This window comes from Pseudomonas sp. TSRC2-2 (genome assembly GCF_049897785.1).
In the GTDB taxonomy this organism is placed as follows: domain Bacteria; phylum Pseudomonadota; class Gammaproteobacteria; order Pseudomonadales; family Pseudomonadaceae; genus Aquipseudomonas.
The window spans coordinates 162,848-176,779 of sequence record NZ_JAFCWZ010000012.1; the positions used below are offsets into that span (position 1 = coordinate 162,848).

A 13,932-nucleotide genomic window follows, 5' to 3' on the forward strand; every position below is an offset into this window, starting at 1 on the left:
GCTCCTCAGACTCGACCGAGGGCAAAGCCCTTGGCCACGTGGTTGCGCACAAACCAGATCACCAGCATGCCCGGCAGGATGGTCAGCACCCCTGCCGCTGCCAACACGCCCCAATCAATCCCCGATGCCGACACTGTTCGCGTCATGACTGCCGCAATCGGCTTGGCGTTGACCGAGGTCAGCGTGCGCGCCAGCAGCAGTTCGACCCAGGAAAACATGAAGCAGAAAAACGCCGTGACACCGATGCCCGAGCCGATCAACGGGATGAAAATCTTCACGAAGAACTTGGGAAAACTGTAGCCATCGATGTAGGCGGTTTCGTCGATCTCCTTGGGCACACCGGACATGAAGCCTTCGAGAATCCACACCGCCAGCGGCACGTTGAACAGGCAGTGCGCCAGCGCCACAGCGATGTGTGTGTCGAACAGGCCGATCGACGAATACAACTGAAAGAACGGCAGCAAAAACACCGCCGGCGGCGCCATGCGGTTGGTCAGCAGCCAGAAGAACAGGTGCTTGTCGCCGAGGAAACGATAGCGTGAAAACGCGTAAGCCGCCGGTAACGCCACGCTCAGGGAAATCACCGTGTTGAGGCTGACGTAATACAGCGAATTGAGATAACCGGTGTACCAGCTCGGATCAGTAAAGATCACCTTGTAGTTCGCCAGCGTGAAGGCCTGTGGGAAAAGCGTCAGGCCGCCGAGGATTTCGGTGTTGCTCTTGAACGACATATTCAGCAGCCAGTAGATCGGCACTAGCAGGAACAGGACGTACACCAGCAACGGAATAAGCTTTCTCTTGCTCATGGCCGGGCCTCAGCGGTTGGCGTCGGAGTGCGTCATGGCGGTATAAAACAGCCACGACACCAACAGGATGATCAGGAAGTACACCAGCGAAAACGCCGCTGCCGGACCAAGGTCGAATTGCCCTACAGCCATCTGCGTCAACGTCTGACTCAAGAAAGTCGTGGCATTACCCGGCCCGCCGCCGGTGAGCACGAACGGCTCGGTGTAGATCATGAAACTGTCCATGAAGCGCAGCATCACCGCGATCAGCAGCACGCTTTTCAGCTTGGGCAATTGAATGTGGCGGAACACCGCCCAGGCCGAGGCGCGATCGATGCGCGCGGCCTGGTAATACACGTCGGGAATCGCCCGCAGGCCGGAGAAGCACAGCAGCGCCACCAGTGAAGTCCAGTGCCAGACGTCCATCACCAGCACCGTCACCCAGGCGTCCATGGTGTTGGCGGCGTAGTTGTAGCTGATGCCCATGGCATTGAGGCTGGAACCGAGCAGGCCGATGTCGGCGCGGCCGAAGATCTGCCAGATGGTGCCGACCACGTTCCACGGAATCAGCAACGGAATCGCCAGAATGATCAGCACCACCGAAGACCAGCGGCCCTTGGTCGGCATAGTCAGCGCGACGGCGATGCCCAGCGGGATTTCGATCAGCAACACGCAGGCCGAGTAGATGAACTGGCGCAGCAGCGAGTCGTGCAGACGCGGGTCGAGCAGCACCTGCCTGTACCAGTCGGCACCGACGAAGTAGCGGCTGGACTGGTCGAAGATGTCCTGCACCGAATAGTTGACCACGGTCATCATCGGGATCACCGCACTGAACGCCACCAGCAGAAACACCGGCAACACCAGCCACCAGGCCTTGTTGTTCTGCACCTTGTTCATGGCTGCACCTCCTCGTCGCTGACTTCCAGGAGAAACTCATCGGCATAGACCATCAGCCATTGCGCCGGAAAACTGATGTAAGCCGTGCCTTGAGGCACCGGCTTGTCTTCAGCCAGGCGCACCTTCAACGGCGCACCGTCGAGGTTGAGGGTCATGATCTTGTAGGTGCCGAGGTCTTCGACGTGTACGACGTTGGCCTGCATCGCGTCGTCAAACGGCTCGTCCCAGACGTGAATAAACTCGGGACGGATGCCGACCTTGAGATTTTTCCACTGGCCGTGCTCGATATGGCGCTGCAAGGCGTCGGACAACGGCAAGTGCGTCGAGGCGAAACCGACGCCACCGGGCTGCGGCTGCACCTCGATCAGATTCATCCCCGGGCTGCCGATGAAGTAGCCGACAAAGGTATGGCTCGGCCGCTCGAACAATTCCCGTGGCGTGCCGAACTGAACGATCTGGCCGCCGTACATCACCGCGATCTTGTCGGCGAAGGTCGAGGCTTCCAGTTGATCGTGGGTGACGTAGACCATGGTGATGTTGAACTGCTCGTGGATCTGCTTGAGCTTGCGCCGCAGTTTCCACTTCAGGTGCGGGTCGATCACCGTCAGCGGCTCGTCGAACAGAATTGCGGAGACGTCGTCGCGCACCAGCCCCCGGCCCATCGAGACTTTCTGTTTTTCGTCGGCGGTGAGGTTGCGCGCCTTCTTGCTCAGCAGATTCTGCAGGTCGAGGACTTCGGCGATTTCCTGCACCTTGCTGTGCACTTTCGCCTCGGCCATGCCCTGATTGCGCAAGGGAAAAGCGAGGTTGTCGAACACGCTCATGGTGTCGTAGACCACCGGAAACTGAAAAACCTGGGCGATGTTGCGCTTCTCCGGGGTCAGGTCGTTCACCGCTTTGCCGTCGAACAGCACATGGCCCTGCGAGGGGCTGAGCAGGCCGGAAATGATGTTGAGCAAGGTCGACTTGCCGCAACCTGACGGGCCGAGCAAGGCGTAGGCACCGCCCTGCTCCCAGATGTGATCCATCTCGCGGATCGCGTAGTCCTCAGCGCCGCTCGGGGTTTTGCTGTAGCTGTGGGCGAGGTGCTGCAAACGGATTTCGGCCATCAGGCAACCCTCGCGACACGCCGGCCCGGTGCTTGCACCAGACGGCCCTGCGCATCGAAAACGAACAGTTTGTGGGTCGGGATATAAATGCGGATCGGCGCATCGACGTCGTATTCGTGAACACCCGGCAGATGCAGCACCAGCAAGAAATGCTCGTTGCGCACGTGCAGGAAGGTTTCCGAACCACTGATTTCGGCCACTTCGACGGTCACCGCCAGTTCCAGATCATCGTCGTTGCTCGGCACCAGCGAGATATGGCTGGGTCGTACGCCGAAACGGAACTCGCCCTCACCCACCGGGCGCAGGTCGACGTTCAACGGAAAGTGGACGAAATTGGCGAAGCTGACTTCGTTGCCGGCAATGCGTCCCGGCATGAGGTTGATCGGCGGCTCGGAAAACAATTCGGCGGCCAGTACGGTTTGCGGCTGGTGATACACCGAAGTCGACGGCCCGCTCTGGATCACCCGACCTTCGTGCAGGATGGTGGTGGTGCCGCCGAGGGCCAGCGCTTCGTTGGGTTCGGTGGTGGCGTAGATGGCGATGGTGTGGCGCGCTTTGAACAACTCACGCATTTCCTGACGCAGTTCTTCGCGCAGCTTGTAATCGAGGTTGACCAGCGGCTCGTCGAACAGAATCAGCTCGGCATCCTTGACCAGGGCGCGGGCCATGGCCGTGCGCTGCTGCTGCCCACCGGACAGCTCCAGCGGATAGCGCTGCAGAAACTTCTCGATGCGCAGCATCTTTGCGGTTTCCAGCACTTTGCTGTGGATGATGTCTTTCGCCACACCGGCCTGGCGCAGCGGCGAGGCGATGTTCTCGAACACGGTCATGGTCGGGTAATTGATGAACTGCTGATAGACCATCGACACATTGCGCAGCCGCACCGGGCGCTGGGTGACGTCGACGCCGTTCATCAGCACGCGGCCGCTGTCGGGCTTGTCGAGGCCGGCCATCAGGCGCATGAGACTGGTCTTGCCGGACAGGGTGCGCCCGAGCAGAACGTTGAAGGATCCGGGTTCGAATTTCAGGCACGCATCATCGATCCAGATCTGGCCCTCGACGGTACGGCTGACGTGCTCCAGGGTGAGTGACATGGCTCGGCCTTTTTTATTTTTGGAGTCAAGCGACCGGAGCAACAGAGCGACATTCATGCCAGAAATGGCAAGTGGTTGATTTGCTTTGAGAAGCAGTATTCATGGGGGCGAGCGGCGTTCACAGCTGAACACTTTTGAACAGTCGGGGTGATTGACAATGAACAATAGTGAACAACACTCTATGCACGCTTTTGCCCAATCTCATGAACACCGAAGATCCCATGTGGGAGCGGGCTTGCTCGCGAATGCGCAGTATCAGTCACCGAATCAGTTGAATGACACACCGCATTCGCGAGCAAGCCCGCTCCCACAATGGACTTGTGGTGATTTGAAGATCCGGGTTCATAACAATAATAAAATCGCTGCACTCAGAGGCTCGCCCCCATGGCCGCACCTGCTTCGCCGCTGTCCCACGACGTGATCGTCCAGACCTCCTGGCAGCGTTGCCGCGCATTCGGCCTCGACCACCAGAGCGCCCCGGCCTTCGATCAATTGCCCGCCGTCGGCATTGCGCGGTTGCTCGACAGCCATCACTCGCTGGTGCAGACCACGCATCAGGAAGTCCTGCCCTACTACGAAAACATCCTCAGCAATTCGAACTGCCTGATCATGCTCGCCGACAATCAGGGCCAGGTGCTGACTTCGTGGGGCACCCAGCGTTTTATCGAACCGAACCTGGCGCGCGGCTTTCAGGCCGGGGCGAGCTGGATGGAGCGCTGCAGCGGCACCAATGCGATCGGCACCGCGCTGGCCTGTGAGCAGGCGGTGCACATCGAACACGACGAACACTTTCTCAAGGCCAACCGCTTCATGACCGGCTCCGCCGCGCCGATTTTCGACGCCGAACGCAAAGTCATCGCCGTGCTCGATGTCTCCAGCGACAGCTACCTGCCGCCCTCGCACACCCTGGGCATGGTGAAGATGATGAGCCAGTCCGTGGAGAACCGGCTGATCCTCAACCTGTTCCACGGTCAGCACTTTCAACTGACCTTCAACACCGGGTTGAACAACCTCGACAGCCAGTGGGCCGGGTTATTGATCTTCGATGAAAGCGGTCAAGTGCTGTCGGCCAATCGCCGTGCCGACAATCTGCTCGGTGTGCGACTGTCCCGCGTCAGCGTTGAAAGCCTGTTCAAAGTGTCATTGCTGGAGCTGATCAACCAGCCCGAGGGTCTGCCATTTGCCCTGCAGACCTCCGGGCGCAACCGTTTCCAATGCTTGCTGAAGCGGCCGAAACAGGCGCCGGTGCAAGCGCGGGTGTTTGTCGCCGAGGACAAGCCTGCGCCAGCCAGTGCGATCAGTCTCAATACGCTGCATTTCGGCGACAGCCGTGTGGAAAAAGCCGTGCGCCAGGCCGAACGCCTGCTGGAAAAAGACATTCCGCTGCTGATTCACGGCGAAACCGGTGTCGGCAAAGAGGTGTTCGTCAAAGCCCTGCATCAGGCCAGCTCGCGCAGTAATCAGGCGTTCATCGCAGTGAACTGTGCAGCGATCCCCGCCGAACTGGTCGAGTCTGAATTGTTCGGCTACGAAAAAGGCGCATTCACCGGGGCCAATCAGAAAGGCAGCATCGGCCTGATCCGCAAGGCCGACAAAGGCACGCTGTTTCTCGACGAGATCGGCGATATGCCGCTGCCAACTCAGGCGCGCTTGTTGCGGGTTTTGCAAGAGCGTTGCGTGCAGCCGGTGGGCAGCAGTGAGTTGTTTGCGGTGGATCTGCGGATTATCTCGGCGACCAACCGATCCTTGCGCGAACAGGTGCAGTTGGGTCGGTTTCGTGAGGATTTGTACTACCGCATTGGTGGGCTGACTTTGGAATTGCCGCCACTGCGTGAGCGCAGTGATAAACAAGCGCTGTTCAAACGACTGTGGGAACAGCATCGCGAGCCGACGCAATGGGCGGGGCTGAGCCCGGAGGTGCTGGAGCTGTTTGAAAAGCATCCGTGGCCGGGGAATCTGCGTCAGGTCGGCAGTGTGATGCAGGTGGCGTTGGCCATGGCCGAAGAGCAACCGGTACGGCCGGAGCATTTGCCGGATGTTTTTTTTGTCGATCTGGAGATGGAGCCGGTGGAAACGGCGGCTCCGTTGGGGCTGGATTTGAATGATATCGAGGCGTTGAATCGCGAGTTGAAAGCGGCCGGGGGGAATATTTCGCACCTGGCGCGGCGCTTGGGGGTGAGTCGGAACACACTGTACAAGCGGTTGCGGCAGGCTGAATGACACGTTGTCTGGACGGGCCTCTTCGCGAGCAAGCCCGCTCCCACAGGGATTTGTGTCGTTCACAACAATCAGGCATGACCCCATACGAATGTGGGAGCGGGCTTGCTCGCGACGGCGTCAGCTCTGCCGCCAGTGCATTGCCAGATACCTCACAACACAAAACCCGCACAAGGCGGGTTTTGTCTGTAACAGGTAAGGCTATCAGTCAGCCAGACGCCAGGTCGTCCCACCCTTGCCATCTTCCAGCACCACACCCATCGCTGTGAGCTGATCACGAATCCGGTCCGACTCGGCCCAATCCTTCGCAGCCCGAGCCGCCAGACGCGCAGCAATCAACGCATCAACCTCAGCCGCATCGACCCGCCCTTCAGCGCCTGCCTGGAGGAAATCATCGGCCTCAAGCTGCAACACGCCCAGCACGCTGGCCAGTTCTTTCAGGCGCGCCGCCAGACCTGCCGCCGCATCCAGATCGCTCTCGCGCAGACGGTTGATCTCACGCACCATCTCGAACAGCACGGCGCAGGCTTCCGGGGTGCCGAAGTCGTCGTTCATCACCGTGGTGAAACGCTCGACAAACGCCTCGCCACCGGCCGGCGCCACGCTCGGCAGACCTTTCAACGCGTGGTAAAAACGCTCCAGTGCGCCCTTGGCGTCCTTGAGGTTGTCTTCCGAATAGTTGATCGCGCTGCGGTAGTGGCTCGACACCAGCAGGTAGCGCACGACTTCCGGGTGGTACTTGTCGAGCACGTCGCGGATGGTGAAGAAGTTGTTCAACGACTTGGACATCTTCTCGCCATTGATGCGAATCATGCCGCAATGCATCCACGCGTTGGCGTAGGTCTTGCCGGTGGCCGCTTCGCTCTGGGCGATTTCGTTTTCGTGGTGCGGGAACTCGAGGTCGCTGCCGCCGCCATGAATGTCGAACGTCTCGCCCAGGCAGCAGGTCGACATCACCGAGCACTCGATGTGCCAGCCCGGACGCCCGGCGCCCCATGGCGATTCCCAGCTCGGCTCGCCCGGCTTGGCAGCTTTCCACAGGACGAAGTCGAGCGGATCTTCCTTCGACTCGTCGACTTCGATGCGCGCGCCGATACGCAGGTCTTCGATCTTCTTGCGCGACAGCTTGCCGTAGCCCATGAACTTGGCGACGCGGTAGTACACGTCGCCGTTGCCCGGAGCATAGGCGTAACCCTTGTCGATCAGGGTCTGGATCATCGCGTGCATGCCATCGATGTGATCGGTGGCGCGCGGTTCCATGTCCGGTTTCTGGATGTTCAGGCGCGCTTCGTCTTCGTGCATCGCGGCGATCATGCGCTCGGTCAACGCTTCGAACGATTCACCGTTCTCGTTGGCGCGGTTGATGATCTTGTCGTCGATGTCGGTGATGTTGCGCACGTAGGTCAGGTCGTAACCGCTGAAGCGCAACCAGCGCGTCACCAGATCGAACGCGACCATGCTGCGGCCGTGGCCGAGGTGGCAGTAGTCGTACACGGTCATCCCGCAGACATACATGCGCACCTTGTTGCCATCCAGCGGCTTGAAGACTTCTTTGCTCTTGGTGAGCGTGTTGTAGATCGTCAGCACGTTAATTTCCTTGACGCTGTCTCACTGGCCCCACGAATCACGCAGGGTCACGGTACGGTTGAATACCGGCTGACCGGGTTTCGAGTCCTTCAGATCCGCGACGAAGTAGCCTTCGCGTTCGAACTGGAAACGGTCTTCCGGCTGCGCATTGCCGAGCGATGGCTCGGCGCGACAACCGGTCAGCACTTGCAGTGAGTCAGGGTTGATGTTGTCGAGGAAACTCGCGCTGTCTTCGGCTTTTTCCGGGTTGGGCGAGCGGAACAGGCGATCGTACAGACGCACTTCGCACTCGACGCTGGCGGCGGCCGGCACCCAGTGGATCACGCCTTTGACCTTGCGCCCTTCCGGGTTCTTGCCGAGAGTTTCCGGGTCGTACGAGCAACGCAGTTCGACGATGTTGCCATCGGCGTCCTTGATCGCTTCGTCGGCACGGATCACGTAGCTGCCGCGCAGACGCACTTCGCCGGCCGGTTCCAGGCGCTTGTAGCCTTTTGGCGGCTCTTCCATGAAGTCGTCACGGTCGATGTAGATTTCCCGGGCGAACGGCAAGGCGCGCACGCCCATGTCCTCTTTCGGGTGGCGTGGCAGTTCGAGGTTTTCGACCTGGCCTTCCGGGTAGTTGGTGATGACCACTTTCAGCGGACGCAGCACGCACATGGCGCGCGGTGCGCTGTGGTCGAGGTCGTCGCGGATGCTGAATTCGAGCATGCCGAAGTCGACCACGCCGTCGGAACGGTTGGTGCCGATCATTTCGCAGAAGTTGCGGATCGATTTCGGCGTGTAGCCACGGCGGCGGAAGCCCGACAGCGTGGACATGCGTGGGTCGTCCCAGCCGTTGACGTGCTTTTCATCGACCAGTTGCTTGAGCTTGCGCTTGCTGGTGATCGTGTAGTTCAGGTTCAGGCGGCTGAACTCGTACTGACGCGGCTGCGCCGGCACCGGCAGGTGCTCCAGGAACCACTCGTACAGCGGACGATGGCTTTCGAACTCCAGGGTGCAGATCGAATGGGTGATGCCTTCGATGGCGTCCGACTGACCGTGGGTGAAGTCGTAGTTCGGGTAGATGCACCACTTGTCGCCGGTCTGGTGGTGATGGGCGTGACGGATGCGGTACATGATCGGGTCGCGCAGGTTCATGTTCGGCGAGGCCATGTCGATCTTCGCCCGCAGCACGCGCGCGCCGTCGGGGAATTCACCGGCCTTCATGCGCGCGAACAGGTCGAGGTTTTCCTCTACCGAGCGGTCGCGGAACGGGCTGTTCTTGCCTGGCTCGGTCAGGCTGCCACGGTATTCCTTGGCCTGCTCGGGGGTCAGGTCGTCGACATAGGCCTTGCCGGCCTTGATCAGCTCGACAGCCCAGTCGTGCAACTGGTCGAAATACTGCGAGGCGTAGCGCACTTCACCGGACCATTCGAAGCCCAGCCATTTGACGTCGCTTTCGATCGCGTCGATGTATTCCTGGTCTTCCTTGGCCGGGTTGGTGTCGTCGAAACGCAGGTGCGTGACGCCGCCGAACTCCTGGGCCAGACCGAAGTTGACGCAGATCGACTTGGCGTGGCCGATGTGCAGGTAGCCGTTGGGCTCCGGCGGGAAGCGAGTCACGATCTGGGTGTGCTTGCCCGAGTCCAGGTCTGCCTGGATGATCGGCCGCAGGAAGTTGACCGGCACGGCAGGGCCGGACTTGGCATTCGAGGTAGGGTCGACAGTGGGCTTGCTCATAGGATCCTTGACGTACAGGTGCGCGGCCGCAGAAGGGGCCAGACAAAACAAAGCCGCTATCATAGCCGATGCTGTCAAGGGGCTGACAGAGCAGGCTCCATAAAGCAGCGCATTTAATCGCGGTGAAATGAAAAACCGCCTCGAAATTCGCGCCTGTCACGCTAAACTGCGCACCTTGGCCGAAGCAGGCTGAACCGGTTGCGGGGCTGAAGGTCCCAAAACCACGAATTCCTCAGAAGAGTAGCGATCATGACTCAAGTCAAACTGACCACCAACCATGGCGACATCGTCATCGAACTGAACGCTGAAAAGGCGCCGATTACCGTCGCCAACTTCATCGAATACGTTAACGCCGGTCACTACACCAACACCGTGTTCCACCGCGTCATCGGCAACTTCATGATCCAGGGCGGCGGTTTCGAGCCAGGCATGAAAGAGAAGAAAGACAAGCGTCTAAGCATCCAGAACGAAGCCGACAACGGTCTTTCCAACGACAAGTACACCGTTGCCATGGCCCGCACCATGGAGCCGCATTCGGCTTCGGCACAGTTCTTCATCAACGTCGCCGACAACACTTTCCTCAACCACAGCGGCAAGAACGTGCAGGGCTGGGGCTACGCGGTATTCGGTAAAGTCACCGCAGGCACCGACGTTGTCGACAAGATCAAAGGCGTGTCGACCACTTCCAAGGCCGGCCACCAGGACGTACCCGCAGACGACGTGATCATCGAGAAAGCCGAGATCATTGAGTGATATTGCTGATTTCAGACTTGCATCTGGAAGAGGAGCGCCCGGACATTACCCGGGCGTTTCTGGATTTGCTCGCCGGACGCGCCCGCTCGGCGAGTGCCTTGTACATCCTCGGTGACTTTTTCGAGGCGTGGATCGGCGACGACGCCATGACGCCCTTCCAGCGTTCCATCTGCCAGGCCCTGCGCGAATTGAGCGACAGCGGCACGGCCATTTTCCTCATGCACGGCAATCGCGACTTCATGCTCGGCAAGGCCTTTTGCAAACAGGCCGGCTGCACGCTGCTGAAGGATCCGAGTGTCGTGCAGTTCTACGGCGAGCCGGTGCTGCTGATGCACGGCGACAGCCTGTGTACCCGCGATGTCGGCTATATGAAGCTGCGCCGCTACCTGCGCAACCCGATCACTTTGTTCATCCTGCGCAATCTGCCGTTGCGCAGCCGCCACAAACTGGCGCGCAAGCTGCGTAGCGAGAGCCGTGCACAGACGCGGATGAAGGCCAATGACATCGTCGATGTCACCCCGGAAGAGATTCCGCGAGTGATGCACGAATTCGGCGTGAAGACTCTGATCCACGGCCACACCCACCGCCCGGCCATTCACAAGTTGCAGCTTGGTGAACAAGCGGCGAAGCGGATTGTGCTGGGGGATTGGGATCGTCAGGGTTGGGCGTTGCAGGTCGATGAGAGCGGGTATGCCTTGGCGCCGTTCGACTTCGCCCCGCCACCCGCCCTGCCTGCCCCCGCAATCTAACGCCAAATACAACACAAAAGTGGGAGCGGGCTTGCTCGCGAAAGCGGTGTGTCAGACAAATCAATGCTGAATGACACGCCGCATTCGCGAGCAAGCCCGCTCCCACATTTTTGATCGCGTAATGCCTCAGTGACCGCTGGCAGCCGGCCCGGCCTTCGCGGCAAACGGCGGCTTCGCCAGCCATACGATCAGAATCAACCCCATGAACCCCCACCCGAGCAGCGTGAAGTAATCCACGGTGGAGAGCATGTACGCCTGGCTGGTCAGGATCTGATCCATCTGCGCATACGCCGGCTGACTCGCCCCGCCCAGCGCGTGCAAGGTCTCGCGCGTGGCCGGTTCGAAGGTGCTGATGCTCTCGCTCATATAGGCATGATGCTGATTTGCCCGGCGAATCCAGATCCACGTGGTCAGCGATGCCGCAAAACTCCCGCCCAATGTGCGCAGGAAGGTCGCCAGACCGGCGCCATCGGCAATCTGGCTCGGCGGCAAGTCCGACATCAGAATGCTCAGCGTCGGCATGAAGAACAGCGCCACGCCAATACCCATGAACAACTGCACCAGAGCGATAGTCTGGAAGTCGACCTCGTTGGTGAACTCGGCGCGCATGAAGCAGCTCAGGCCGATCGCCAGAAACGCCAGCCCGGCGAGCAGTCGCAAGTCGAACTTGTGCGCGTATTTGCCGACAAACGGCGACAGCAGCACCGGCAGAATACCGATCGGCGCCACGGCCAGACCGGCCCAGGTCGCGGTGTAGCCCATCTGCGTCTGCAGCCATTGCGGCAGGATCAGGTTGATGCCGAAGAATCCGGCATAACCCAAAACCAGCACCAGCGTGCCGATGCGAAAGTTGCGATAGGCGAACAGGCGCAGGTTGACCACGGGATGCTGGTCAGTCATTTCCCAAATCACGAACACCGCCAGCGCGACCACGGAAATCGCCGCGCCGATGATAATGAAGTTCGACTCGAACCAGTCCAGGTCATTGCCCTTGTCGAGGATCACCTGCAACGCGCCGACACCGATAATCAGCGTGATCAGACCGACGTAATCCATCGGCTGGCGGCTGGTCACCACCGGCCGCTTGGCCAGTTGCGAACGCACCACCATCACCGCAAAAATCCCGATCGGCACGTTGATGAAGAAGATCCACGGCCAGCTGTAACTGTCGGTGATCCAGCCGCCGAGAATCGGCCCGGCAATCGGCGCGACCACCGTGACCATCGCCAATAACGCCAGGGCCATCCCGCGTTTCGCCGGCGGATACACCGCGATCAACAGGGTTTGCGTCATCGGATACAACGGCCCGGCGACCAGACCTTGCAGGACGCGGAAGCCGATCAGCTCGGGCATCGAGGTGGAAATACCGCAGAGAAACGACGCCAGCACGAACAGCATCGTCGCCCACAGAAACAGTTTCACCTCGCCGAAACGGCGGCTGAGCCAGCCGGTCAGCGGCAGCGCGATCGCGTTGCTCACGGCGAACGAAGTGATCACCCAGGTGCCCTGCTCGGAACTCACCCCCAGGTTGCCGGAAATCGTCGGCAACGCCACGTTGGCGATGGTGGTGTCGAGCACTTGCATGAACGTCGCCAGCGACAGGCCGATGGTGCTGAGCAACAGGCTGGGCGGCGTGAAAGAAGCGTTATTGCTCATTGTGAATCCTATGAAACCAGATTGGCGCTGCGTCAATTGTGGGAGCGGGCTTGCTCGCGAAAGCAGTGTGTCAGTCAACATCCATGTTGAATGTCAGTCAGCATTCGCGAGCAAGCCCGCTCCCACAGGGCCTTGGGTCAGTTCGGGAATCGGATTTCAGCGCTGCGCGGTCTTGCCCGCCGCTGCGCTGTTGTCGTGGATCAACTGGACAATCATCGCGTCCGCCTCGGCCAGTTGGCGCTCGTAGACGTTGGTGCTGAACGAGGCTTTTTGCGGTGGCTGCTGTGCCAGCACCGGGCCGCTCTGGTCGTGCAGATTCACTTCAACGTTGGTCGACAGACCGACCCGCAGCGGATGCCTGGCCAATTCCTCGGCATTGATGTGAATGCGCACCGGCACGCGCTGGACGATCTTGATCCAGTTACCGGTGGCGTTCTGCGCCGGCAGCAAGGCAAACGCACTACCCGTGCCGGCGCCGAGGCTGTCGACGGTGCCGCTGTACTTGACGTCGCTGCCGTACAGGTCGGCTTCGATGTCCACGGGCTGACCGATGCGCATGTCACGCAGTTGGGTTTCCTTGAAGTTGGCGTCGATCCACAGTTGATCCAGCGGAATCACCGCCATCAGCGCGGTGCCCGGCTGTACGCGCTGACCGAGCTGCACGGTGCGCTTGGCGACGTAACCGGTCACCGGGGCGATCAAGGTGCTGCGGGCATTGGTCAGGTAGGCCTGACGCAGATCCGCCGCCGCCGACATCACATCCGGGTGCGACGACACCACGGTGTCGTCGACCAGCGCGCTGGTGGTTTTCAGTTGCTGTTTGGCATTGGCCAGGGCGTTCTGCGCCGAGGTCAGGTCGTCACGAGCGTGGGACAGTTCCTCCTGGGAAATCGCCCCGCCCTGCGCCAGATTCTTGCGGCGGTTGTAGTTGTCCTGCGCCTTTTGCACTTCGGCCTGTTGCGCGTTGACCTGGGCTTTCATGCCATCGACGTTGCTGTACAAGCCGCGAACCTGACGCACGGTGCGCGCCAGCTTGGCCTTGGCACTTTGCAGGCCGACTTCGGCATCGTTGGGGTCAAAGTTGACCAGCACCTGGCCTTCCTGGACCAGATCACCGTCGTCGGCGCCAATGCTGACCACGGTGCCGGTGACCAGCGGTGTGATTTCCACGACGTTACCGTTGACATAGGCATCGTCGGTGCTTTCGTTAAAGCGCCCGATGAATTCGTGATAGGCCCAGACGCCGGCGATGGCGAGCAGGACGACCACGGCGAGGGCCAGCAGCATCACCTTGCGCTTGCGCGGGTTGCCGGTGTCCGGGGTGTTGTCTTGAGCTTGGGTGTTTTCGGCAGTGGCCATGACAAAT

At 60.3% G+C, this 13,932-nt stretch carries 11 protein-coding genes; 3 read left to right on the forward strand and 8 right to left on the reverse strand.

The annotated features are described in order from the left end of the window. Window positions 1-5 precede the first annotated feature (5 nt). From ACP7D9_RS23365 to ACP7D9_RS23380, 4 genes are read right to left on the reverse strand one after another with little or no spacing between them, the layout of a single operon-like run. Window positions 6-806 (reverse strand): carbohydrate ABC transporter permease, encoded by an 801-nt coding sequence (locus tag ACP7D9_RS23365; RefSeq protein ID WP_426159727.1) that lies wholly within the window; start codon window positions 804-806, stop codon window positions 6-8. A 9-nt stretch (window positions 807-815) separates the two neighbouring features. Then, window positions 816-1,682, reverse strand: coding sequence for a carbohydrate ABC transporter permease (locus tag ACP7D9_RS23370; protein ID WP_101159118.1), 867 nt, complete (start codon window positions 1,680-1,682; stop codon window positions 816-818). After that, on the reverse strand, window positions 1,679-2,791 hold the full coding sequence (locus tag ACP7D9_RS23375) for an ABC transporter ATP-binding protein (RefSeq protein WP_426159728.1): 1,113 nt from the start codon (window positions 2,789-2,791) through the stop codon (window positions 1,679-1,681). The genes ACP7D9_RS23370 and ACP7D9_RS23375 overlap by 4 nt, the downstream gene beginning before the upstream one ends. Next, a complete protein-coding gene (locus ACP7D9_RS23380) occupies window positions 2,791-3,885 on the reverse strand; it encodes an ABC transporter ATP-binding protein (RefSeq protein WP_426159729.1) in 1,095 nt (364 codons plus the stop codon). The genes ACP7D9_RS23375 and ACP7D9_RS23380 overlap by 1 nt, the downstream gene beginning before the upstream one ends. 384 nt (window positions 3,886-4,269) lie before the next feature. Here ACP7D9_RS23380 and ACP7D9_RS23385 point away from each other — a divergent pair, with 384 nt between their 5' ends. Next, entirely contained in the window at window positions 4,270-6,105 is a 1,836-nt protein-coding gene (locus ACP7D9_RS23385; RefSeq protein WP_426159730.1) for a sigma-54-dependent Fis family transcriptional regulator, read from the forward strand. Window positions 6,106-6,306: 201 nt separating this feature from the next. Here ACP7D9_RS23385 and cysS read toward each other — a convergent pair whose 3' ends face one another. Both cysS and ACP7D9_RS23395 read right to left on the reverse strand, forming a co-directional pair. Further along, window positions 6,307-7,689, reverse strand: a complete 1,383-nt coding sequence (gene cysS, locus ACP7D9_RS23390; protein WP_426159731.1) for a cysteine--tRNA ligase — start codon at window positions 7,687-7,689, stop codon at window positions 6,307-6,309. Between the two features lie 21 nt (window positions 7,690-7,710). Beyond that, window positions 7,711-9,408, reverse strand: a complete 1,698-nt coding sequence (locus ACP7D9_RS23395) for a glutamine--tRNA ligase/YqeY domain fusion protein (protein ID WP_426159732.1) — start codon at window positions 9,406-9,408, stop codon at window positions 7,711-7,713. Window positions 9,409-9,657: 249 nt separating this feature from the next. Here ACP7D9_RS23395 and ACP7D9_RS23400 point away from each other — a divergent pair, with 249 nt between their 5' ends. Both ACP7D9_RS23400 and lpxH read left to right on the forward strand, forming a co-directional pair. Continuing rightward, window positions 9,658-10,161 (forward strand): peptidylprolyl isomerase, encoded by a 504-nt coding sequence (locus ACP7D9_RS23400; RefSeq protein ID WP_426159733.1) that lies wholly within the window; start codon window positions 9,658-9,660, stop codon window positions 10,159-10,161. Then, entirely contained in the window at window positions 10,158-10,910 is a 753-nt protein-coding gene (gene lpxH / locus ACP7D9_RS23405) for a UDP-2,3-diacylglucosamine diphosphatase (RefSeq protein ID WP_426159734.1), read from the forward strand. Before ACP7D9_RS23400 ends, lpxH begins: the two co-directional genes overlap by 4 nt. Before the next feature lie 126 nt (window positions 10,911-11,036). On the opposite strand, the gene ACP7D9_RS23410 is transcribed toward lpxH, so the two are convergent. Both ACP7D9_RS23410 and ACP7D9_RS23415 read right to left on the reverse strand, forming a co-directional pair. Further along, window positions 11,037-12,566 (reverse strand): DHA2 family efflux MFS transporter permease subunit, encoded by a 1,530-nt coding sequence (locus tag ACP7D9_RS23410; RefSeq protein WP_397479662.1) that lies wholly within the window; start codon window positions 12,564-12,566, stop codon window positions 11,037-11,039. Window positions 12,567-12,722: 156 nt separating this feature from the next. Then, window positions 12,723-13,925: an HlyD family efflux transporter periplasmic adaptor subunit gene (locus ACP7D9_RS23415; RefSeq protein ID WP_426159735.1), complete on the reverse strand. Its 1,203-nt coding sequence runs from the start codon at window positions 13,923-13,925 to the stop codon at window positions 12,723-12,725. Window positions 13,926-13,932 lie beyond the last annotated feature (7 nt).